Consider the following 21,195-nt stretch of genomic DNA (forward strand, 5'->3'; position numbering starts at 1 on the left):
ATAAATGAATAATCCTGGTCATCAGCAGCTTATTGGCGAAAACATACTATTCCGCTTCCTGGTTTCACCTGAACGAAGGATATTCCGGCACCTGCTGTTAATTGTTTTTATAGGAGCTGTGTTGTATAACAGTGCTTCTGTAATCGACTACCCGGTAGCAGTATTTGTGTATTTTATCATCTTGTTCTATGTAAATATGTACTTGCTCGTTCCAAAACTTTTGTTCAGGAATAAGAATCTTGAATACTGCCTGGCTGTGATCAGCATTCTTGTTGTAGTGGCTGTTTGTGGTTATTTTATAAACCCGTTCAATAAAGAAAATGGACTGAATATTCCCCTTTTTTTATTTCTTACTGCCTTGCTGTTAGCGGCTTCAACTTCCATAAAACTGTTTCAGAAAGGAATGAAGGACAGGTTGCTGATCTACGAGCTGCAACAGTCGAAAACCCTTACAGAACTGGAGCAGTTGAAAAACCAGATCAATCCGCATTTCCTGTTCAATATGCTGAACAATGCTAATGTTCTCACTAAGAAGGACCCTGAAAAAGCTTCTCAGGTTTTGATGAAGTTGAGCGACTTACTTCGTTACCAGCTTTATGACAGTACCAGAGACAAGGTGTTGCTGACTTCGGATATTCATTTCCTGGAAGATTTTCTTAATTTGGAAAAAGTAAGGCGGGACAGTTTTGATTTCCTGATCTCAAAAGAAGGAGATCTGAGCGGCGTGCAGGTACCTCCATTACTGTTCATTTCGTTTGTGGAAAATGCAGTGAAGCACAATAGTGACGCAACAAAATTGTCTTATGTAAACCTGTATTTCGATGTGAGGAACGATGAACTCTACTTTAAATGCATCAACTCCAAACCAATGCTCAAGCCTGTTAATAATGCAGGCGGATTGGGGCTCGCAAATATCAAGCGGCGGCTGGAGCTTTTGTTCCCCGCAACCCATAGCCTGAATATCGAGAATGATATGGAAAGCTATTGCGTAACCTTAACTTTAAAGCTGTGACCGGCAATCAGAGCTTATCAAACAATAAAGCGATAAAATCATGAACTGTATTATCGTTGATGATGAACCGCTGGCGAGGGAAGCCATCGGGATGCTGATTAACCAGACTGATGATCTGGAACTGATCGGTTCGTTCAATAGTCCCGAATCCGCCGCCGGATTTTTGGAAAACAATACAGTCGATCTGATTTTTCTTGACATACAAATGCCCGGAATCAACGGCATTGAATTTGCCCGCACCATTCCGAAAGAAACATTTGTGATCTTTACAACCGCCTATTCTGAATTTGCAACCGACAGTTATGAAGTAGATGCAATTGACTACCTGATAAAACCTGTAAAATCAGAACGCTTTCAGAAAGCTGTTGAAAAAGCCCAAACCTATTCCAGGTTATTCAGGACGGATTACACTAATAACAATATCGAACAGGTTGCAGATGATTTTTTCTTCGTGAAAGCAGACCGGAGGATCTTTAAAGTCTATTTCGATAATATACTTTTTATTCAGGGCTTAAAAGATTATGTGGTGATGCACAGCGAAAATCAGAGAATAATAACGGCGATGAATATCAAAACTATCTACGATCAATTGCCAAAGGAAATGTTTGTGCGGGTTAGCAAATCCTATATCATCAATGTGAAGCATATCGGTTCTGTGGATAACAACACGGTGTACATAGGTACAAATGAAATCCCTATCGGTAATATTTATCGTGATTACTTTTTCAATGAATTCATAACCAAAAAGATCATGAACAGGTAGTTTTACGTTCAATTTCTACCATTTTTCTTTTACTGAATTGTTACGTATTTTCTCTACATTCTTTTAATATTAGAAAAACGTACATTTACGAAAATGTACAACTATGATGGAGCAATTAATGTCAATGATCAGGTCAACATCCCAGGAAGTTGTTGAGCAGAATCCCGATGTGCCCAATGAGCAGAACGAAACTGTCAGCAATATAGCCAGTGAATCTATTGTTGGGAGCATTCAGAACCTCATGAGCAATGGGGGAATGGCCAATATCATGAGCATGTTTTCCGGAAACGATGCAGCTAAAGAAAACAATCCTGTAATGCAGAATGTAATGACTGATCTAACCGGCAACCTGTCGAACAAACTCGGCATCAGCGGGGCTCAGGCCAGTGGACTTGCAGGTTCAATACTGCCCATGATCATCAGCAAATTGTTCAATAAGTCCGGCGGCGGCGGATTTGATCTTTCGTCTATCCTTGGAGGTTTGACCGGCGGCCAGGGTGGCGGTGGCTTCGATCTGGGTAATATTGCCTCCGGCCTGGATATCAATAAAGATGGAAAAACAGACTTCAATGATCTCACTGCAGCCATTGGGGGCAAAAAAACCGAAGGCAGCAATGATTCAAATAAAGAAGGCGGCATCCTGGATAACCTGGCCGGATTGTTTGGAAAATAACTGTAAGGTCCGGGACTTCTCCTGAATTGAAAGATATTATGGGCCCTGCATAGCAGGGCTTTTTCTTTTACCATTTCCCATGGCCTCTGCTTTGCAACAACTCCAGTATGCCGGAAGGACCATCCATCGTTATCCTCAAAGAAAGACTTACCTCGTTTGAGGGTAAAAAAGTCCTGTCTGTTACAGGCTCTTCCAAAGCATTTGATCTGCAATTACTGAGCCTGACAGGAACAATATAAGTGTTGGCAGTCACCCGCTATATATTATCGTTTTTCGGATGCGGCAGTTCTATGTACTATCTGCAATGGTGAAAGCTTATCACAAAACCCTATCTGCCTTTTTTCGTTACATTTGTATTCACCTCCATTCTCCTTCTCTGTAGTAATTCAGCAAAATGCGAGGCAGCATTTTTGCATTCAACTTACCAATTGTTCACCAAATTAATTTTTATGCGCCGTACTCTCCTGATAACGATGGCAGCCATTGCCTTGTCTACTCAATCCAATGCCCAATGGAGTAAAGGTTTTTACATTAAAGTGGCAGGTGGTTATTTCTTCAGTGTATCTCCCGGTCAATTCCCCGATGTTGGTCCATATCCTCCGCGCGATGAACATGATGCCATTAACCCGGGAACCGGAGCCACCACAAAGATCCGCGAGAAAGTGCTCACCGGCTCTTATGGCGAAGGTGTTCGCGGAGGCATAACCGGTGGTTATGTGATCAACAAAAATATCTCCATCGAGATTACTGCAAACTATTTCAGCAGTAAGAAGAATCTGATGACCAGGAATGTAACAACCATTCAGGGAACGGAAACAGAAGTGGGCAAAATTGAATCGAAGGGTTATGTACAGGCAATTGATATTGCACCCAGCATTGTATTGAGCCCGGGCTATGATCAATTCAATCCTTATGTACGATTCGGATTTGTGGTGCCGGTATGGGGAAGACTCTACATTGAGACCGATGCCAGCAGAACCAGCGCCGTGGCCGGACAACCTTCTTTTGTAGTGGCTAAAACTGCTATTCATCGTAAAGAAGAGATTCACCCAAATCCAACCATCGGGTTCCAGGGCGCGCTCGGATGCACTTACAAAATCAATGAAAAACTGGGCCTCTTCCTGGAAGCTGAATACAGGAATGTTCCTGTACGAAGCAAGAACAAGGAGGTGACTAACTATAACGAAACTACGAAAATCATCAACACCAATACAGGGCAGCAGGTAGGCAACGATATCAACCGTGGCCTGAGTGATCTCAGTGTAGCGGAACGAAACACAGATTATGTTACCACGCTGGACCAGAATTCCAACACACCTACCGGTACAACCGGCACCGTTACCCATTTCAAGAATGATAATGCTCCGGCCAACGACCTGAAATCCTATATCAATATCGGCGGGCTGGGGGCCAACCTGGGACTAAGAATAAGATTATAGGCTGAGTAAACATTGGTTTCAGTCCTGGTATCTTTATTTCACAATTTCTGTAACCAGGCTGATACTGTTTGTGTTCAGCCTTGTCTGCAGCCAGCGTTCCAGCTTTTGCTTATCAGCGGTAGGCATTACTTTTTTCATACGCAATACGGCCATATATGTATTGGTGGTGCTGCTGTCTGTAAGCGTTTGACCAGGTTGCAGAAAGGCAGAGGTCAATTGCGGATACTGCGCTTTTAGTTCTTTATACAATTGGTTGTTCAGGGCGTTCTGGGTTGCAAGGCTGTCTAACATCAGTTGCAGGGCGCTTGCTTCCGCTTGCCTTGCGCTGATGGCAGCGTTCACATTTTCACGCAACTTTGAATCCGATTCTGAAATGGCGGCAAATCCCTGTTTTACCTGCAGGTCGGTTTCTTCCAGGTTATAATAAGGCAAACGGCTCCTGATCGCCTGAATCTGAGATTGATCAATTTGTTTTCCTCCGTAAACCAATGTAATGCTGTTATTGTCTGCATCGATATTTTTACTCAGCAGGTAATCTCCTTCAATGGCGCCTTCCTTATCGATGAATCGGGAAGCCTGTTCAACAAATCTCGCTTTTTGTACCACCCTGTATCCGAAATAAATACTCGGCGCCAGGGTAAGGATCACGATGGCCCAGATGATGCGAAGAGAGCGGGCCTCTGCTTTGGGATCCTCCTTGTGCATACTTGGGAACTTCATGGCGCGGACTGCCAATAGGGTAGCCCATGCGATGAAAACCGAATTGATGAAAAAAAGATATAAAGCTCCGAAAAAGAATTTCAGATTAAAAGTGGCAAGCCCAAATCCTGCTGTGCAAAGCGGTGGCATCAATGCCGTGGCAATGGCTACTCCAACAACTACATTTCCCCTGTGTTTACTGCAAATAGCCAATGCGCCCGCCAGGCCACCAAAGAGAGCGATCAATACATCGTAAATGTTCGGTGATGTCCGGGCCAGCAATTCCGAGTGTGCTTCATTCAGCGGACTGATCAAAAAATAAATGGTGGATGCAGTCAGGCTTACTGCTGTGGCAAAGAAATAATTTCGAAGAGCTTTCCGAAGCAGTTGCAGGTCATTGATAGCTACACTGAATCCCATGCCCTGTATGGGGCCCATCAATGGCGAGATCAACATCGCTCCAATGATCACGGCAGTAGAATTCACATTCAGACCTAGTGACGCTATAAAGATGGCAAAGATCAGGATCCATAGATTGGTTCCCCTGAAAACCACGCCTGCACTAATGGCTTCTTTAACTGTTTGGAAGCTCTCTTTTTCCTTTAAAAGTTTGAACCGTTCAATAATGGTGATAGCCATGAATAATTGATTTAGTACGGACCTCAAGATGGATATTTAAAGATAGAAAAGTTTAAAATAAGAAAGGTGTCCGGACGGGACACCTTTCTTATTTTAACTATTGAGCTTTTAGCGTACTGAATTCCTGGAGAGGAATATTATCTAAATTGGATGGACCAGCAATCCCAGTTGCCATGATTATGAGGGAAGTCTCCATTATCACTTTGATACGAGCCACCCCACACATAAAAATTATTGGTTTTTGTTAGAAAAAAGGCGGCGTCATTATCATTTCCCCCTACATTTTTATACCTCGGCGATTCTCCGTTTTGGTCATACCAACAGAGTAATGCATTCCCACTGCCTATGTTTTCTCCCGCCAGATCGCTGCTGGAAGTATAGCCGGCAGTGATGATCCCTTTATCAGGACTGTAAAGAACAGCTTTCCAGGCTTCGCTATTATTGCCAGCTGCCAGCCGTAGCCATTGCAATTCTCCTTCGCCGGATGTTTTAACCAGTAGCGCATCTTCATTTCCCCGGCGCTCCGGGATCTGTCCATCATTGCTTTGTGTGCTGCCAACAGCGATCAGTTCTCCTTTTTCCGTAACGCATACATCTTGGAAAACATCAACAGAAGATCCTCCGAATCTTTTACTCCAGATCATATTGCCGTCTTTGTTGCACTTCATCAGCCAGGCATCGAGTGTTCCCCAGCCGCCTTCTGCACCTGGGCCATTCGTGCTGCCGTAGTAGCCTGCCAATACAAAATTACCATCAGGAGTGCTTGTGGCTGCGTACACGCCTTCATATTCGGTACTGCCACCATAAGATCTGTCCCATTGTTTTTCACCTGTATTGTTGAGCATCAGTATCCAGGCATCACTGTATCCACTGTTATTACTAACATCGCCATCACCTGCACTATTGTTGCCGGCTATAATATAACCTCCACTGACCGGTACGGCGGCAAAACAGGCATCGTCCTTGGTGCTTCCGTATAATTTGCTCCATGATTTGTTGCCTGAGGCGTCAAGCTTTATGATCCAACAATCAAATCCTCCTTTATTAGTTTGAAATTCTCCCTCCCAGCTAATACTGCTACCTACTACCAGGTAACCACCATCTTCTGTTGTGATCACCCCATTCAAAAAGTCATCATCATTTCCTCCGTATGTTTTTTTCCACTCTTCTGCACCATTGGCTGCATATTTTATGACCAGGCCGTCAGAGCCACCGGCATTAGCGATGCCCAAAAAATCCTTGTCATCACTTTCAGTATATCCTACGGCAATGTAGCCACCATCACGTGTGGCAACAGCTTTGTATAGCATTTCATTCGAATTCCCGCCGGTTGTTTTCAATACAGGACCGGCATAATAAGGCTTCCTGCTGATTTTGATGGTTGCAGGTTGATAACCACTGGCAGTGATATTGATGGTAGCCTCAGATGAAGCCTCGTTGTTTTCAACCTTATTGATGAATCGGATTGTTGCATTGCCGGTACCGCTCAAAGGTTCTATCTGAAGCCATTCAGGAAGATTGCCGGTGGAAATTTGCCAGGCTGCTTCGGTAGTGAGTTCAATACTGGATTCCCTGTTTGCAATGCCCGGGAGCGATATTTCCATTTTGTCTACTGTAAGTAGGGGAAGTGTTTTGTCTTTCTTGCAATACACCAGCCCGAAAGCCATAAGGGAAAGGATTAAATACATTCTCATTTTTTCGCTTTTGCCCAAAATGACTTCCATTTCATGTAAAAAACGACAGTTTGCCGACGAATGATATGAATTCAATGCCGGGCAATATCTAATTTCAGATGAACGGCAACTTACTTAAAACCCCGCCGTTCGGCCAACGCAACCTTGCGCCCGTAGTTTTTTTCCCGGCAGCGGATATTTTTTCCGATTTTTAAGGATACATGAAAAGATCCCTTCTTCATTTCGGCTTCTGGTTCGTTTATACCTTACAGGCCACCCTGCTGGAAATGGTTTGGATGGAGCCTTTGCTGCACAAGTTCTCTCAATGGCAACAATGGTGGATCTCCCTGCACATCATCATGGTGCTGAATATTCCGAAAATATCACTGGCTTATTACCTCATGTATGTAACTGTGAACCGTGTGCTGAATGAAAAAGGGTCCCTCCGGAAGAATATCGGGATGGCGGCGCTGATCTGTGTGATCGCCGTACTCGTATACCGCGTGATCTTCAATTATTATGTGATCCCTTATGCCATTTATGATCTGGCCCCGCAAAAGAAACTGCTCGATATCAGCCGCACCTTACTAGCGGTGATGGACATAGGATTTGCAGCCGGAGTGGCAGTGGCTATGCGACTGGGCCGCATCCAACTGGCAGGAAAAGACAGGGAAAAGAAATTGCTGCGCGAAAAACACGCTACTGAATTGAAATACCTGCGCAACCAGACCAATCCGCATTTTCTTTTCAATACCCTCAACAATATCTATGCGCTCGCGCGAAAAAAATCGGAAGACACACCCAATGTGGTGATGAAACTCTCCAAGCTGCTTCGTTTCATGCTCTACGAAAGCAATAAGGATTTTATCCCGCTCACGGAAGAGATCCGTATGCTGGATGATTACCTGGAACTGGAAAAGATCCGCTACAGTGATCGCCTCACCATCACTTTCTACAAAGAGCTGGATACGGAAACGCAAATGGTGGCGCCGCTGCTCCTGCTGCCTTTCGTGGAAAATGCCTTCAAGCACGGTGTCAGCGAAACCCGCTTCGATTCCTATGTGCATATCGCATTGACCCTGAAAAAAGGTATGCTTACCTTTACCATCGAAAATACAAAAGAAGACAACGGTAAAGACAAGGTAACAGACAGCATCGGACTCAGCAATGTGCGCAGGCAACTGGAACTCATGTACGCACACCATACACTCGACGTTTACAATCAACCAAATACTTTCAAAGTACATCTTACCATTAATCTCAACAATCATGCAAACCTGGCGTTGTATCATAGTGGAAGATGAACCCCTCGCAGCCGAAGTGCTGAAGGATTATGTCCAGCAGGTCCCATTCCTGCAACTGAGGGGCATATGCGGTGATGCCATCTACGCACTGGAAACATTGCAGAAAGAACCCATCGATCTTATCTTCCTCGATATCCATCTTCCCAAACTCAAAGGGCTGGATTTCCTTAAGTCGCTCAAACATCCACCCGCGGTGATCATCACTTCCGCCTACCAGGAATATGCGCTGCAGGGTTATGAACATAACGTGGTAGACTACCTGCTGAAGCCTATCGAGTTCAGCCGTTTTCTTATGGCAGTGAACAAACTGAAAGCTCAGCAGGATGTAAGGCAGCCCGCTGCTGAAAATGTAATATCCATGCCTGCACGAACTTATTTCTTCTTCAACGTAAGCAAGAAAAGAGTGAAGGTTTATCTCGATGAAATGCTCTATATCGAAAGTCTCAAGGAATATATACGCATCACCACCAAAGGCAAGACCATCCTCACCAAATTCCAGCTCGGTCAGATAGAGGAACTGCTGGCCAGGAATAATTTCCTGCGCGTTCACCGCAGTTTCATTGTTGCGAAGGACAAGATCGATGCATTTACCGCAACGGATGTGGAGGTAGGAGGGAAGCTCATCCCAATCGGCCGTAGCTACAAGGAATTGGTGCTACGTGCGCTGGAGCAGGATTGAAGAGTAACGGAAACTGCTATCTGTGCGCGCAGGTCGGTTATTGGTTGATTTTTGTCCTATCCGTTTCTGTAAAAAGATAATTTTAGAGAAACCCTTCGATATGTCAACCATTACAACACCATCTCCTGTTCATATGGCCGGCAGGCCATTGATCAAAGCTATTCTGCTGGCAGCATTGGTGGCGGGAACGCTGGATATCATTGCCGCTGTAACTGTGAACGGGACCATGTCCGGCGAGTTCAAACCCTTGCGGGTCCTGCAGGGAATTGCCAGCGGCGCTATCGGTAGATCTGCTTTCGAAGGCGGTATCGGCATGGGATTGGTTGGACTGTTATTCCATTATTGTTTTGCCCTGATGTTCGCTACTGTCTATTTTCTTCTTTTCCCCTATCTGCCATTTCTTCAACGTTATCCACTGCTCTGGGGATGTTTATACGGGATCGTTGCCTGGGCAATCATGAATGGCCTGGTGATTCCCTTATCGAAGCTGAGGCCCGCGCCATTCAACTGGGAGAGGGCCGTTATCAATATCGTGATACTGATGTTCATGATCGGGCTGCCAATTGCATTGATGGCCCGCAGGCACTACGGCAAAAAAACAACAGTATCCTGAAAATTGTTCGTGAAGGGTTAAGATTGTTTAGTAGTAAGCCAATATCATGGCGTCTGTCTGCTCAATAATGCAGTTAATTGGGAATAGAATCAGGCGCCATGATAAAATGTATCCCACTGCTTTTTGCATTTTTCTGCTCTATCGGAATTTCAGCACAAACTGATTTCCGGAAAATTGTAAACGCCTCGGACCTTCACTATGCAGTGCCTGTCGGCAGGAGTGAAGACGGCATGCCTACCGGTAACGGCCGCATGGGCAGCCTGGTTTGGACGATCCCCTCCGCATTGAAATTCCAGCTCAACAGGGTGGATGTGTTCGGCAACAATTCATCATCCCATAATTTCTTCGAAAGACATACGGATTATTGCAACGGGACCGGGGCAGTGAGCATCGATTTCGGAACAGCAGTGTTTACCAATACCGGTTTCAGTCAACACCTGGATTGTTATGATGCCACTGTTCAGGTGAAAGGAAACGGCGTACAAGCCAGTATTTTTACCAGTGCCGGCAATGATGTAATGAGTGTATCGGTTAAGGATAACCGAAAAAATAAATTACCTGTTCAGATTGTTTTGTCATCACTCCGAAAACCAGATATGCGAAAGGGTAATCATCGCGCCTTATCCAAAGCATTTGTGCAGGGGGAATATATCATTCTTACCCAGCAATTCATGGAAGACCAGTATTATTGCGCATCTGCAGTAGCGATACAGGCAGATGCACAAGCAAAAGCTGTGCAGGATGAGCAGGGTGTAGTGAGATTGTTGCTGAATGCATCGGCCAAAAACCGGGTTTTGATGGCTACAGCAGCCAGTTTCGATTCATCGGAAGATATTGCTGCCAAAGCCGTTCAAATACTGAAACATGCCAGCACTATTTCAAAAGAGGCTTTGCTGCGCGAGCATCGTGCATGGTGGCACCGGTTCTGGGAAAAGTCTTTCATACAGTGCAGCAGTACCGATGGTGAAGCTGATTTGGTGCAACAGTATTATCAATATTATCTCTACGTGATGGCGTCCAGCTCTCGCGGTAGTTATCCCACCAAGTTCAATGGTATGCTCTGGACAACCGGCGGCGATGATCGCAAATGGGGCGGACTCTACTGGGGCGCCAACCAGAGCTGTTTGTACAATGCATTGTTTGCAACCAATCATACAGAGCTCCTGCAACCCATGTTCAGGATGTACAGCAATGCTTACCGGAGCTATGAACTGGCAGCACAGCAACAATGGGGCAGTAAAGGCATTTTCATTCCCGAGGTGACCGGCTTCGATCCAACACCAGAATTGCCGGAAGATATTGCAGCGGAAATGCGCGAACTGTATTTATGTAAAAAGAAATGGGAAGACAGATCAAAACATTTCATCGACTATTCCTATACGTTACTTCCCTTCATCAGCCGCTGGAACTGGAAGAAAGATGAAGGATGGAAAGATGGGATCTGGCATTCCGGTGATAAAGGTGGTGGCGCTTTCGGACATACCACGCATATTTTTTCACGGGGTGCAAAAATCGCCTACCAGTATTGGATGCAGTTCGAGTTTACGCAGGATACCGCTTTTCTCAGACAATCCGCATATCCGATGCTGAAAGGTGTAGCTGAATTCTATCGCAACTTTCCCAATTTTCAGCGGGAGCATGATGGACTTTACCATATCCGTCATGTGAACGATAATGAATCCATCTGGAACGGCCACAACACTGTTGAAGAGATTTCATCAATACGCGGCATTTTTCCTGCGGCCATCAGGGCTGCAATGATATTGAAACAGGATAAAGATTTACAGCAGGAATGGAAAAATGTACTGGAGCATCTAAGTCCTTTACCCCTGAATGAGGCAGGAACTGCCTGGGTAGGCTCCCTCACACCTGTGCAGCAGGGCAATGCTATGCGAAGGCCAGACGGTAATACAATGCCTGTCTGGTTCTTCGATCTCTGTACCCTGCAGAATCCTGACACTGCCATGCTTCGCATTGCGCGCAATACTTATCACAATTATTATCCGCAGGGTATCGGTAAAGGATCAAAAGTTTTTGTGTTATCGAAGCTGCCTGTTGCAGGCGTTACCCTGGGATTGAAGGAAGCCACAGAATATCTTATTCCTGCACAGTTGAGAACAGCAGAGATAATTCCTTTGCACAACCGGATGGACCTTCGCGAAGGCGCGCAGACCACCAGTGTGCAAAGACTGGGAAGGGCTGCGGAAGCGCTGCAACTGGCGCTTTGCCAGGGCCTGCCGCCTGCTCCGGGTGAAGACCCCGTGATCCGTGTATTCCCAGCCTGGCCGGAACATTGGAATGCCAGTTTCAAATTGCTGGCAAGATCGGGCTTCCTGGTGAGCTCGTCTTTCGCTAACGGACAGGTGGAGTTTGTTCAGGCGGAAGCATTGGCGAATGCTGTACTAAGATTGAACAATCCCTGGAAAGGCAGAAAGGTGGCCATTTATAGTGGAAAGCAATTGATAAGGGAATCCACTGATGACCTGATCGTATTTTCTGCAACGAAAGGAATTTTGTTGAGGTTTGTACCTGTTCACTAAAATATATTTCCTGATTTTTAATGACTTGAATAAAAATATTCACTACTTTTAAGTATTAGCTCAACACTCCCCCGAACATTTACCGTATAGCTCACCACAGACTGCTGTTCTGCCGTCAAGAAGCCTTAGCGTTCAATAATTTCTCTTTATCATTCCCTGAAATTCTGTGCTGTTTTCCAATATGGATTGGTTATCGGTCTGGCATAGGCGTTAGATTATTGTGCAACTCCAGTTTCTTGTTATGATTGCATCCGTTCAGCCATCTGCAAAAGCAATGGTTGTTGTAACATAAATATTTCTTTATGCAATGGTTTGTACACGTGTTTCAACAATACCCGGAACTGGCGATTTTCCTCACACTGGCATTAGGCTTTGCGATAGGACCATTGAAGATTGGTAAGTTCTCCCTGGGAACTGTTACTGCAGTGCTGCTGGTGGGTGTGCTGATCGGTCAGATGAAGATCGATATCTCTTCGGATGTAAAATCCGTTTTCTTTCTCATGTTCCTCTTTGCTGTGGGCTACAGTGTAGGTCCGCAATTCTTCCGTGGACTGAAAAAAGATGGTGTGCCCCAAATGATTTTTGCCGCTGTGGTTTGTGTGCTTTGTCTTGTTTTTCCCTGGCTCTGCGGAAAAGTTATGGGATACAATGCAGGACAAACAGCTGGCTTACTGGCGGGTGCTCAAACCATCTCAGCCGTGATTGGTGTGGCCAGCGATACCATTAACCAACTGGGCATCCCACAGGAAGAGAAAACCAGTATGATCAATGCCATTCCTGTTTGTTACGCCGTAACCTATCTTTTCGGAACTGCAGGGTCCGCCTGGTTCCTGGCCAGTGTTGGTCCAAGGTTGCTGGGTGGGCTCCCGGCCGTGAGGCAAAAGAGCAAGGAGCTGGAAGCGAGTATGGGTAGTGGTGATGAATCAGGTGAACCGGGCATGATGCCTGCCAATCCTGTGATCAGCTATCGCGCTTTCCAGATAGATAATGATTGGTTCAATAATGGAAGAACAGTTCAGGAAGTGGAAAAATACCTGATGGACAATAACCGCCGTCTTTTTGTGGAACGTGTTCGTGTAGGCAGGCAGGTTACAGAAGTGCAATCTGGAACGATGGTGAAAAAAGGAGATGAACTGGTGCTGAGCGGCAGGCGGGAAGCATTTGCCGGTGAATCGCATCTGCTGGGGCCTGAGGTGGTGGACGATGATCTGCTTCATTTCCCTGCAGAAGTATTGCCCGTGTTGGTGAGTAAAAAAGGAGTGGGAGGAATGTCTGTTAAACAATTACGTCAGCAGGATTACATGCATGGCATATTCATCCGGAGCGTCAGGCGTGCGGATATTCCCGTGCCCGTGTTACCGGACACACAAATAGACAGGGGCGATGTGCTGGAACTGGTTGGCGCCAAAAAGGCTGTGGACAAAGCGGCTATCCATCTCGGTTACCCTGACCGTCCCACCAATAAAACGGACATGATGTTTGTGGGCCTGGGCATTGTAGTGGGAGGATTGATCGGTGTGCTCACCATTCATATTGGTGGCGTTCCGCTCAGCCTGAGTACAAGCGGTGGCGCACTGATCGCTGGTCTCTTCTTCGGCTGGCTTCGTTCCCGGCATCCTACATTCGGCAGGATCCCTGAGCCCGCGCTCTGGGTAATGAATAATGTGGGCCTCAATATGTTTATCGCTGTAGTAGGTATAACCACCGGGCCCAGTTTCGTTGATGGTTTTAAGCAGGTTGGCATAAGTCTGTTCCTCGTCGGAGCTATTTCAACGCTGGGCCCTCTTTTGGTAGGAGTGCTACTGGGACGATTCGTGTTTAAGTTCCACCCTGCACTCACGCTTGGCTGCACTGCCGGCGCACGCACCACCACAGCCGCTCTCGGCGCCATCCAGGATGCGCTCGACAGTAAAACGCCCGCACTGGGCTACACCGTAACATACGCGGTTGGCAATACGCTGCTCATCATCTGGGGCGTAGTGATTGTGTTATTGATGAAATGATACATTGTTCACCGGTAAAAAAATATTCCAATGGCTACATCCACTCTCTCAAAGATCAAAACAACGCGAAGGCAGGAACGAAAGCTGGAACAGCTTAGCCCGTTCGAGTTGAAGAATACACTCATCAGCCTGGCGCTGGACGAGAGCAAGAAAAATTCTTCGCTGATGCTGAATGCAGGTCGTGGTAACCCTAACTGGATCGCCACCACGCCACGGGAGGCTTTTTTTACACTTGGTCTGTTCGGCTTGCAGGAATGCCGCCGCATGGCAGATCTTGCCGGAGGACTCGCCGGCATTCCAGAAAAGAAGGGCATCGCCAAAAGATTCGAGAAATTCCTGGCCAGTCATAAGAAAGCGCCGGGCATCGATCTCCTGAAAGGACTTTACAAATATGGACTGAAACAGCACAAGTTCAACGCGGACAACTGGGTGCATGAGCTTGCTGAAAGTATTATCGGTGATCAGTATCCTGTTCCTGACCGTATGCTCACGCATATGGAAGCGGTGGTCCGCGATTATATCGTGCAGGAAATGTGTGATCGTACCGAACCGAAAAATCCTTTCAAATTATTTGCAGTGGAAGGGGGGACCGCTGCCATGTGCTATGTGTTCGATTCATTGCAGCAGAATTTCCTGGTGAAGAAGGGAGACAGCATCGCTTTGATGGTGCCGACATTCACGCCTTACATCGAAATCCCCCGGCTGGACAGATTTGAATTCAATGTGGTCAATATTGAAGCCAGGTCTATGAACAAAGATGGAAGGCATACCTGGCAGTATCCCGATGAAGAGCTGGAAAAACTGAAAGACCCCTCAGTGAAAGTTTTGTTTGTGGTGAATCCCAGCAATCCCCCCTCTGTGGCTATCCAGCCTTCCAGCCTGAGCAAGATTGTGAAGATCATCAAACAGCATAATCCAAATCTCATTGTGGTAACGGATGATGTGTACGGGACCTTTGTTCCCGGATTTCGTTCTCTCATGGCCGTTATTCCGGAGAATACGATCTGCGTGTATTCTTTCTCCAAATATTTCGGTTGTACCGGCTGGCGCCTGGGCGTGATTGCCGTGAGCGACCGCAACATCTTTGATAAGAGTATTGCGCAATTACCCGACCATGAAAAAGCAAAACTTACGATACGCTATTCCAGTATCACGCTGGAGCCGGAGAAGCTGAGCTTTATAGACAGGATGGTGGCAGACAGCAGGGATGTGGCCCTCAATCACACTGCCGGGCTTTCCCTTCCGCAACAAACACAGATGTTGCTTTTTGCAGGATTTTCCTTGCTGGATAAAAAAGACAAATACAAGAAACTGACACAGGACCTGGTGCGCAAACGCCTGCAGCTTTTGTGGAAGGAACTGGAAATACCGCTGGTGGCTGATCCCATGAGCGCTGGTTATTATACTGAGATCGATATCAGGATCTGGGCAACCAGGGTATACGGCGATGCATTCACCAAATGGCTCACCAGTCATTTTGAACCGGTTGACATTCTTTTCAGGCTGGCGGAGAAAACTGGCGTGGTATTGTTGAATGGCGGTGGTTTCGACGGGCCGGAATGGTCTGTTCGCGTATCGCTCGCCAATCTCGACACAACTGATTATCCGAGGATCGGGAAGGCTATCACTCAGATAATGCAGGAATATGTAATCGGATGGAAAGGAAAATAGAAAAATCAATTACTCCCTTCACTTAAAGTGGAAGACCATGAAACAGACCATTCTTCTTTTAGTTTTTGCAGGGCTGCTACAAACCCTGTTTGCGCAGCAACAGAAATTACCGCGGGTGGTCATACTGGCCACAGGTGGAACGATTGCAGGAACAGGGGCTTCTGCAGATCGCTCCGCTTATAAAGCCGGTGAACTCCCGGTAAAAGACCTGATTGCGGCAGTGCCGGGAATAGAAAAAGTGGCAACCATTGCCGGCGAGCAGGTGTCAAATGTAGGTAGCCAGGATATGACGGTAGATATTTGGATCAAGCTGAACAAGCGAATCAATGAGATCTTCAGGAACGATGAAGCAGATGGTATTGTGATCACCCATGGAACCGATACACAGGAGGAAACAGCGTACTTTCTCAACCTGACGTTGCGGTACGATCATCCTGTTGTGCTCACCGGTTCCATGCGGCCTTCCACCGCCATCAGCGCAGACGGCCCGAAGAATCTCTATGATGCTGTTACAGTGGCTTCCAGTCCTCTTTCAAAAGGCCGTGGCGTGATGCTGGTGTTCAATGAATCCATCTGGGACCCCCGCGATGTGGAAAAAGTCAGCACCACCCATGTGAACGGCTTTGCAGCCCCCAACAGCGGCCCGCTCGGACAAGTGTATGATGGAAAAGTGATCTACTATTTCAACTCCATGCACAAAGCCAATAAACAAACGCCATTCGATATTACCGGCCTTACCAAATTACCACGCGTAGCGGTAGTTGAATTGTTTTGCGATGCGCCTGCCACCGCCCTTAATGCTTATGTGGCTGACGGAGTGGATGGTGTGATCACCGGAGGTCTCGGCAACGGAAATCTCAATAAAGCCAATACCGATGCCGTGATCGCCGCAGTGAAAAAAGGTGTTAGCATTGTGAGGTCCTCCCGCGTTTTCACAGGCCGCGTTACATTGTATGATGAAACAGATGATGAAAAACTCGGCACCATGGTAAGCGATAATCTCAGTCCTCAAAAAGCAAGGATACTCCTCATGCTCGGTCTTACAAAAACTAAGGACAGGAAAAAATTGCAGGAATACTTTTTCGAATACTGATCCTGGTTAGAACCAAATCGGAAAATCTATGAGAAAATCTTTAGCGGGCTTGTTGTTCCTGTTCTTATACAACACCACATTGGCGCAGGAGATAGGAGCCAAGCAGGTTGATACTTTTTATTATCAGAAGCCCCTGATACCGGAGATCAAGCAGAAGCTCCTCAGTAATATCAATGTGATCGCCAATATGCAGAGCAGTCTCCGCAATGAATTTGTTGACGGGGAATACACCAGAGGCCGCTTCATCATGAACCAGTTCAGGCTGGAGATCAAGGGTAAGATCCACGACAAGGTTTACTTCCGTTTCCGCGACCGTTATACAAGGAATACAATGCCACAGTCGGAAGACAATATGAGCAGTTCAACAGACCTCGCTTATATCCAGGTGCAGGCAACCGATCACCTGAATTTTTCCATCGGTAAGCTTTGTGCCGACTGGGGTGGTATTGAATTCGATCTGAATCCGATCGATATCTACGAGTATTCAGACATCATCGAGAACTCAGACAACTTCCTGCTCGGAATTGGCATCGGTGTTCAGGTTAGTGAAAATCACTCATTGAGCTTCCAGGCGCTGAATAGCCGTACACGCACCTTCCAGGAGATCTATGGAACAATTCCCGGCATTTCCGAATCAAGATTCCCGCTGGCTGCTGTGGCCAACTGGAGAGGAAAATTCTTCGGAGGGAAATGGCAAACCATCTGGAGTTACAGCATCTTCAAGGAAGCACGCAGTAATTATATGCACTACCTGGCCTTAGGTAATCAACTCGATTTCGGAAGGTTCCAGCTTGCTTATGATTTCAAATACAGTAAAGAAGAATTGGATCGAAAGGGGATTGTTACCGGCTTTAAGCCCGATACGGGTGGCGACAGGTTTGCCGCGCAGGATGTGGCCTATCTCAGCCACTGGGTGAAACTGGATTATCTCGTTCTTCCAAAACTCAACCTGAGCTTTGTTGGCTTCATGGATGCGGCCAGCTGGAAAGGAAATCCTGATCCGGATAAAGACAGGAAACTGCGCACCGGCTGGGGATTTATTCCTACCGTGGAATATTTTCCCTTCAAAGAACTCAACCTGAAATTCTTTGCCAACTACGTTGGCCGGGTATACAACTACACACAATATGCAAAGGACCAATTGGGACAGAAGAACTATAATACCGGTGTGGTATCACTCGGATTCATAGCGCCGTTGCATGTACTCTGAGCTGGATGGCAGCAATATTGTAGATGATGATATGAACAACATTATTCATCTAAATACAATTATATGAAACAGTTCTTAACCGGGATGGCCGCATTGATGGTGATGCTCACCCTGGCCTCCTGCAGCAGTACCGAACTGCTGAGCTCCTGGAAAGCGGAAAACGCCAACCTCAAACAATACAATAAAGTATTGGTTGTTGGTTTAACCGGGAACAAAGACAGGTCTATAAGGGACAATGTGGAATCAGCAATGGTGAATTCATTAAAAGCGAATAATGTAAATGCTGTTGCCGCTTCTGAAACCTATGGCCCTAAAGCCTTCGAGAAAATGTCCGATGCCGATGTGGTAAGCAAAGTGAAGAGCAATGGCTATGATGGTATCGTTATCCTTACATTGCTTGACAAGGAAAAAGAAAAATACTATACACCCGGCCGTGTTTCGTACACACCATACTTCACGTATTACAGTCGCTACTGGCGCTCCTGGAGAACGATGTACAACCGTGTTTATGAGCCCGGCTATTACAGCAATACTACCAACTATGTGCTGGAAGCGAACCTGTACAATGTAACGGAAGACAGACTGGAATACTCTGCCCAGACAAGATCATTTGATCCCGGCAATGCAGCAACACTGGCAAGCGGCTTCACCAAAACTGTTGTGGCAGATATGGTGAAGAAAGGCGTGATCCCCGGTAAATAGTGAACTAAAATATTCGCGTATGCAGTTGAAAGCCCTGACAACGCTAACAATTTTGATCCTTGCAGTAATGTTATTCCGCGCGGGCGCTCAAAGCATCTCCCTGGGGGAATGTTTTACGCTTGCGCGGAATAATAATTTACTGATCAAACAGGCCGGCGCCTCCCTGAAAGCAAGGGAGTATGCGCTTCAGGCGGAAAAGCAATCTTATCTTCCAAAGATCGATCTGCTGGCCGGTTACAACTATCTCAGTAAGCCACTCGAAGTAAATCTTCAACAGGTGAAGGATGGCATCCTGGAAGGCTCTTCCCGCCAGGCCGTGAACACTGCCAATGAAGTGTACAAGGCCATTACCGGCAATGATCTTTCGCAGAATGCTCAGAATGTCATTTACAACGGAGGGAAGAATATCCTCAATACATTTTATCCCGATTACAATCCGGCGCTCAGCAAGCAACAATATTTCACGGCTGCACTGGGAGTGAGGCAGCCTATCTGGCTTGGCAACAAATTGAAAACAGTACAGGATGTGGCTGCCGCAGAAGTGAAGTCGGGCCGTCATAATCTCGAACTGGCCAATCAGCAGGTGGAGCTGCTGATCGCATTGCAGTACCTGCGCATCATGTATCTCAATAATATTCTGCAAAGACAACAACAGATCGTCAAAAGTTTTTCAAGGATCGAACATGATGCCGATGAAATGGTGAAACAGAATTTGTTGCCGCCTTATCAGCGTAACTGGGCCAGCACTGCTGTGATCATTGCCAGGAGCAGGTTACAGAACCAGGAACTTGAAAAACAGACAGCGCTTGCAGAGCTCAATAAACTGCTCAACCTGCCCATCGACACCGTGCTAACGATTACGGACACACTACCATATAAACCTGTTACGGACCTTCCATCTTTTTCCCCTGAATTCTGGACCGCCAATCCGGCCTATCTCGCTATCGAGAGCAAGCAGGACCTTGCGCAGGCCAGTCTCCGGGGCAGCAAATCTTTTTCATTGCCAAATATTTTTGCCATCGGCAGTCTGCAGCTTTATCAGAAAGATCTGCCGCTAACTATCCCACCATGGCTGGTGGGCGTTGAGATGCAGTGGACCATCTTCAACGGAACGCAAACCATCAAACGGATCAGGGCATCCAAAGAATTGCTGGAAGAAGCGAAGATAGCCGCTGATCAAACCAAAGGATTGTTACAGACCCGCGTACGCGTGGCGCAGAACAGGTTGAGCGCACTTCAAAATGATATCGCAGCCATGGACACAGCGCGCTCTACTGCCGCACTCACCACGCAACAAGTGGAAGAACGGATGCGCAACAGGATGAGTACGCCACGTGAAGTGAATGAATCATTGCTGGTGGAAGAAGAGATCACCAAAGCCTATTACACCGCCGTGCTGGGCTATTACCTGGCATTGGCAGATTACCTGGATGCAACAGGATCTGCCAGCCGGATCACGGCATACCTGAAATAATTGCTTATGTCTAATTTTTTCAAAAACTACTGGGCCATCTTCATCCCGGTGATCGTACTGGGCATCGCCCTTTATTTCCTGTTCAGGAAAGCTGCAGAACCAGCCTCCAATGCATTGCTCGGAATGGTGGATGCGGAATTCACCGATGTAGCGGCAGAGTTCCCCGGAAGACTGGATACTTTGCTGGTGCATTCCGGTGATACCGTGAAGAAGGGGCAACTACTCGGCGTTGTCCGCACCAGGGAGATCAATGCCATCAATAACCAGGCGCTGGCTGCCATTGAAGCGGCGCAAAGCAATCTCAGTCTTTTACAGAAAGGCCCGAGACCTGAACTGGTGGCCAGTTCCAACAATGTGTACAAGATCGCGCAGGACCAGTATAGCCTGGCGAAGACCACCTACGAGCGGATACAGAATCTCTACAATAAAGAAGTGGTATCCGGAGAAGAGCGGGATATCATTCATTTCAAAATGCAGGCGGCAGAAAAGGAAATGGAGATCGCCAGGCTCAATTGGGAGATGCTGCAAAAAGGAACGCAACCAGAAATGATCGCCGCCGCCAATGCCATTCTCAAACAAGCAGAGCAGGCCTATGAGCTTACCAAATCCATTTCAGAAAATACGCGCATCACTGCGCCGAATGATGGCATTATCTCCACGTTGATCGTGAAGGAAGGGGAGATCATTTCCATTGGTTACCCCATCATGACCATCCAGGAGCAGGGCAGTTATTTTGTCCGTTTCAATGTAAGGCAGGATGATATGAAAGGATTAAGTGAAGGTGCAAAAATCACACTAAATATTCCCGGTTGCACGCCGCAGCGTATGAGCGGAGTCGTTAGTAAGATAAATGCCACCCTTACTTTTGCGAATTGGGTGCCTACCCGCGACAGGGGACAGTTCGAACTCCGCACTTTTACAGTGGAATGTAAACCCGAAAATGCAGACCAGGTAAAAGGGCTGCGTTCCGGAATGACAGCCGAACTGATCAGGTAAGCTATAAATAGT

At 46.7% G+C, this 21,195-nt stretch carries 18 protein-coding genes; 16 read left to right on the forward strand and 2 right to left on the reverse strand.

What is annotated here, in order from left to right; translation table 11 throughout:
- Nucleotides 1-4: 4 nt before the first annotated feature.
- The 5 genes from D9Y29_RS22130 to D9Y29_RS22150 all read left to right on the forward strand — a co-directional run bounded on the left by D9Y29_RS22130 (nucleotide 5) and on the right by D9Y29_RS22150 (nucleotide 3,887).
- Nucleotides 5-1,012 carry a sensor histidine kinase gene (locus D9Y29_RS22130; RefSeq protein WP_127132415.1) on the forward strand — a complete coding sequence of 336 codons (1,008 nt, stop codon included), beginning with the start codon at nucleotides 5-7 and terminating at the stop codon, nucleotides 1,010-1,012.
- Between the two features lie 40 nt (nucleotides 1,013-1,052).
- Nucleotides 1,053-1,775 (forward strand): LytR/AlgR family response regulator transcription factor, encoded by a 723-nt coding sequence (locus tag D9Y29_RS22135; protein WP_127132416.1) that lies wholly within the window; start codon nucleotides 1,053-1,055, stop codon nucleotides 1,773-1,775.
- Nucleotides 1,776-1,899: 124 nt separating this feature from the next.
- Nucleotides 1,900-2,448, forward strand: coding sequence for a hypothetical protein (locus tag D9Y29_RS22140; protein WP_127132417.1), 549 nt, complete (start codon nucleotides 1,900-1,902; stop codon nucleotides 2,446-2,448).
- Nucleotides 2,449-2,555: 107 nt separating this feature from the next.
- On the forward strand, nucleotides 2,556-2,687 hold the full coding sequence (locus D9Y29_RS26945) for a hypothetical protein (RefSeq protein WP_277601137.1): 132 nt from the start codon (nucleotides 2,556-2,558) through the stop codon (nucleotides 2,685-2,687).
- Between the two features lie 210 nt (nucleotides 2,688-2,897).
- A complete protein-coding gene (locus D9Y29_RS22150) occupies nucleotides 2,898-3,887 on the forward strand; it encodes an outer membrane beta-barrel protein (protein ID WP_127132418.1) in 990 nt (329 codons plus the stop codon).
- 33 nt (nucleotides 3,888-3,920) lie between these two features.
- On the opposite strand, the gene D9Y29_RS22155 is transcribed toward D9Y29_RS22150, so the two are convergent.
- Both D9Y29_RS22155 and D9Y29_RS22160 read right to left on the reverse strand, forming a co-directional pair.
- A complete protein-coding gene (locus D9Y29_RS22155; RefSeq protein WP_127132419.1) occupies nucleotides 3,921-5,225 on the reverse strand; it encodes a TIGR00341 family protein in 1,305 nt (434 codons plus the stop codon).
- A gap of 137 nt (nucleotides 5,226-5,362) precedes the next feature.
- A complete protein-coding gene (locus D9Y29_RS22160; RefSeq protein ID WP_127132420.1) occupies nucleotides 5,363-6,919 on the reverse strand; it encodes a BACON domain-containing protein in 1,557 nt (518 codons plus the stop codon).
- 200 nt (nucleotides 6,920-7,119) lie between these two features.
- Between D9Y29_RS22160 and D9Y29_RS22165 the strand changes: the two genes are divergently transcribed.
- From D9Y29_RS22165 to D9Y29_RS22215, 11 genes are all read left to right on the forward strand, one after another.
- Nucleotides 7,120-8,202 (forward strand): sensor histidine kinase, encoded by a 1,083-nt coding sequence (locus tag D9Y29_RS22165; protein WP_127132421.1) that lies wholly within the window; start codon nucleotides 7,120-7,122, stop codon nucleotides 8,200-8,202.
- Nucleotides 8,168-8,881 (forward strand): LytR/AlgR family response regulator transcription factor, encoded by a 714-nt coding sequence (locus tag D9Y29_RS22170; RefSeq protein WP_127132422.1) that lies wholly within the window; start codon nucleotides 8,168-8,170, stop codon nucleotides 8,879-8,881. The genes D9Y29_RS22165 and D9Y29_RS22170 overlap by 35 nt, the downstream gene beginning before the upstream one ends.
- Nucleotides 8,882-8,981: 100 nt before the next feature.
- Entirely contained in the window at nucleotides 8,982-9,494 is a 513-nt protein-coding gene (locus tag D9Y29_RS22175) for a DUF1440 domain-containing protein (RefSeq protein ID WP_127132423.1), read from the forward strand.
- A gap of 98 nt (nucleotides 9,495-9,592) precedes the next feature.
- The gene (locus tag D9Y29_RS22180; RefSeq protein ID WP_127132424.1) at nucleotides 9,593-12,034 is read left to right on the forward strand and encodes a glycosyl hydrolase family 95 catalytic domain-containing protein; all 2,442 of its coding nucleotides are present in this window, start codon (nucleotides 9,593-9,595) and stop codon (nucleotides 12,032-12,034) included.
- A 302-nt stretch (nucleotides 12,035-12,336) separates the two neighbouring features.
- On the forward strand, nucleotides 12,337-14,037 hold the full coding sequence (gene aspT, locus D9Y29_RS22185; protein ID WP_127132425.1) for an aspartate-alanine antiporter: 1,701 nt from the start codon (nucleotides 12,337-12,339) through the stop codon (nucleotides 14,035-14,037).
- A gap of 30 nt (nucleotides 14,038-14,067) precedes the next feature.
- Nucleotides 14,068-15,708: an aspartate 4-decarboxylase gene (aspD, locus tag D9Y29_RS22190; RefSeq protein WP_127132426.1), complete on the forward strand. Its 1,641-nt coding sequence runs from the start codon at nucleotides 14,068-14,070 to the stop codon at nucleotides 15,706-15,708.
- Nucleotides 15,709-15,745: 37 nt separating this feature from the next.
- Nucleotides 15,746-16,801, forward strand: a complete 1,056-nt coding sequence (locus D9Y29_RS22195; RefSeq protein ID WP_127132427.1) for a type II asparaginase — start codon at nucleotides 15,746-15,748, stop codon at nucleotides 16,799-16,801.
- A 28-nt stretch (nucleotides 16,802-16,829) separates the two neighbouring features.
- Nucleotides 16,830-18,011: a porin gene (locus tag D9Y29_RS22200; protein WP_127132428.1), complete on the forward strand. Its 1,182-nt coding sequence runs from the start codon at nucleotides 16,830-16,832 to the stop codon at nucleotides 18,009-18,011.
- A 63-nt stretch (nucleotides 18,012-18,074) separates the two neighbouring features.
- On the forward strand, nucleotides 18,075-18,713 hold the full coding sequence (locus tag D9Y29_RS22205) for a hypothetical protein (RefSeq protein WP_127132429.1): 639 nt from the start codon (nucleotides 18,075-18,077) through the stop codon (nucleotides 18,711-18,713).
- Nucleotides 18,714-18,732: 19 nt separating this feature from the next.
- Nucleotides 18,733-20,187, forward strand: a complete 1,455-nt coding sequence (locus tag D9Y29_RS22210) for a TolC family protein (RefSeq protein ID WP_206513848.1) — start codon at nucleotides 18,733-18,735, stop codon at nucleotides 20,185-20,187.
- A gap of 6 nt (nucleotides 20,188-20,193) precedes the next feature.
- Complete coding sequence (locus D9Y29_RS22215) at nucleotides 20,194-21,183, forward strand: HlyD family secretion protein (RefSeq protein WP_127132430.1); 990 nt, start codon at nucleotides 20,194-20,196, stop codon at nucleotides 21,181-21,183.
- Nucleotides 21,184-21,195: the final 12 nt, after the last annotated feature.

Source organism: Pseudoflavitalea rhizosphaerae (assembly GCF_003991355.1).
GTDB classification, from domain to species: Bacteria; Bacteroidota; Bacteroidia; order Chitinophagales; family Chitinophagaceae; genus Pseudobacter; species Pseudobacter rhizosphaerae.

Excerpts from the sequence above, each read along its gene's own strand:
- D9Y29_RS22130 (WP_127132415.1), top strand. The coding sequence starts at position 5 with ATGAATAATCCTGGTCATCAGCAGCTTATTGGCGAAAACATACTATTC.
- D9Y29_RS22135 (WP_127132416.1), top strand. The coding sequence starts at position 1,053 with ATGAACTGTATTATCGTTGATGATGAACCGCTGGCGAGGGAAGCCATC.
- D9Y29_RS22140 (WP_127132417.1), top strand. The coding sequence starts at position 1,900 with ATGATCAGGTCAACATCCCAGGAAGTTGTTGAGCAGAATCCCGATGTG.
- D9Y29_RS26945 (WP_277601137.1), top strand. The coding sequence starts at position 2,556 with ATGCCGGAAGGACCATCCATCGTTATCCTCAAAGAAAGACTTACCTCG.
- D9Y29_RS22150 (WP_127132418.1), top strand. The coding sequence starts at position 2,898 with ATGCGCCGTACTCTCCTGATAACGATGGCAGCCATTGCCTTGTCTACT.
- D9Y29_RS22155 (WP_127132419.1), bottom strand. The coding sequence starts at position 5,225 with ATGGCTATCACCATTATTGAACGGTTCAAACTTTTAAAGGAAAAAGAG.
- D9Y29_RS22160 (WP_127132420.1), bottom strand. The coding sequence starts at position 6,919 with ATGAGAATGTATTTAATCCTTTCCCTTATGGCTTTCGGGCTGGTGTAT.
- D9Y29_RS22165 (WP_127132421.1), top strand. The coding sequence starts at position 7,120 with ATGAAAAGATCCCTTCTTCATTTCGGCTTCTGGTTCGTTTATACCTTA.
- D9Y29_RS22170 (WP_127132422.1), top strand. The coding sequence starts at position 8,168 with ATGCAAACCTGGCGTTGTATCATAGTGGAAGATGAACCCCTCGCAGCC.
- D9Y29_RS22175 (WP_127132423.1), top strand. The coding sequence starts at position 8,982 with ATGTCAACCATTACAACACCATCTCCTGTTCATATGGCCGGCAGGCCA.
- D9Y29_RS22180 (WP_127132424.1), top strand. The coding sequence starts at position 9,593 with ATGATAAAATGTATCCCACTGCTTTTTGCATTTTTCTGCTCTATCGGA.
- aspT (WP_127132425.1), top strand. The coding sequence starts at position 12,337 with ATGCAATGGTTTGTACACGTGTTTCAACAATACCCGGAACTGGCGATT.
- aspD (WP_127132426.1), top strand. The coding sequence starts at position 14,068 with ATGGCTACATCCACTCTCTCAAAGATCAAAACAACGCGAAGGCAGGAA.
- D9Y29_RS22195 (WP_127132427.1), top strand. The coding sequence starts at position 15,746 with ATGAAACAGACCATTCTTCTTTTAGTTTTTGCAGGGCTGCTACAAACC.
- D9Y29_RS22200 (WP_127132428.1), top strand. The coding sequence starts at position 16,830 with ATGAGAAAATCTTTAGCGGGCTTGTTGTTCCTGTTCTTATACAACACC.
- D9Y29_RS22205 (WP_127132429.1), top strand. The coding sequence starts at position 18,075 with ATGAAACAGTTCTTAACCGGGATGGCCGCATTGATGGTGATGCTCACC.
- D9Y29_RS22210 (WP_206513848.1), top strand. The coding sequence starts at position 18,733 with ATGCAGTTGAAAGCCCTGACAACGCTAACAATTTTGATCCTTGCAGTA.
- D9Y29_RS22215 (WP_127132430.1), top strand. The coding sequence starts at position 20,194 with ATGTCTAATTTTTTCAAAAACTACTGGGCCATCTTCATCCCGGTGATC.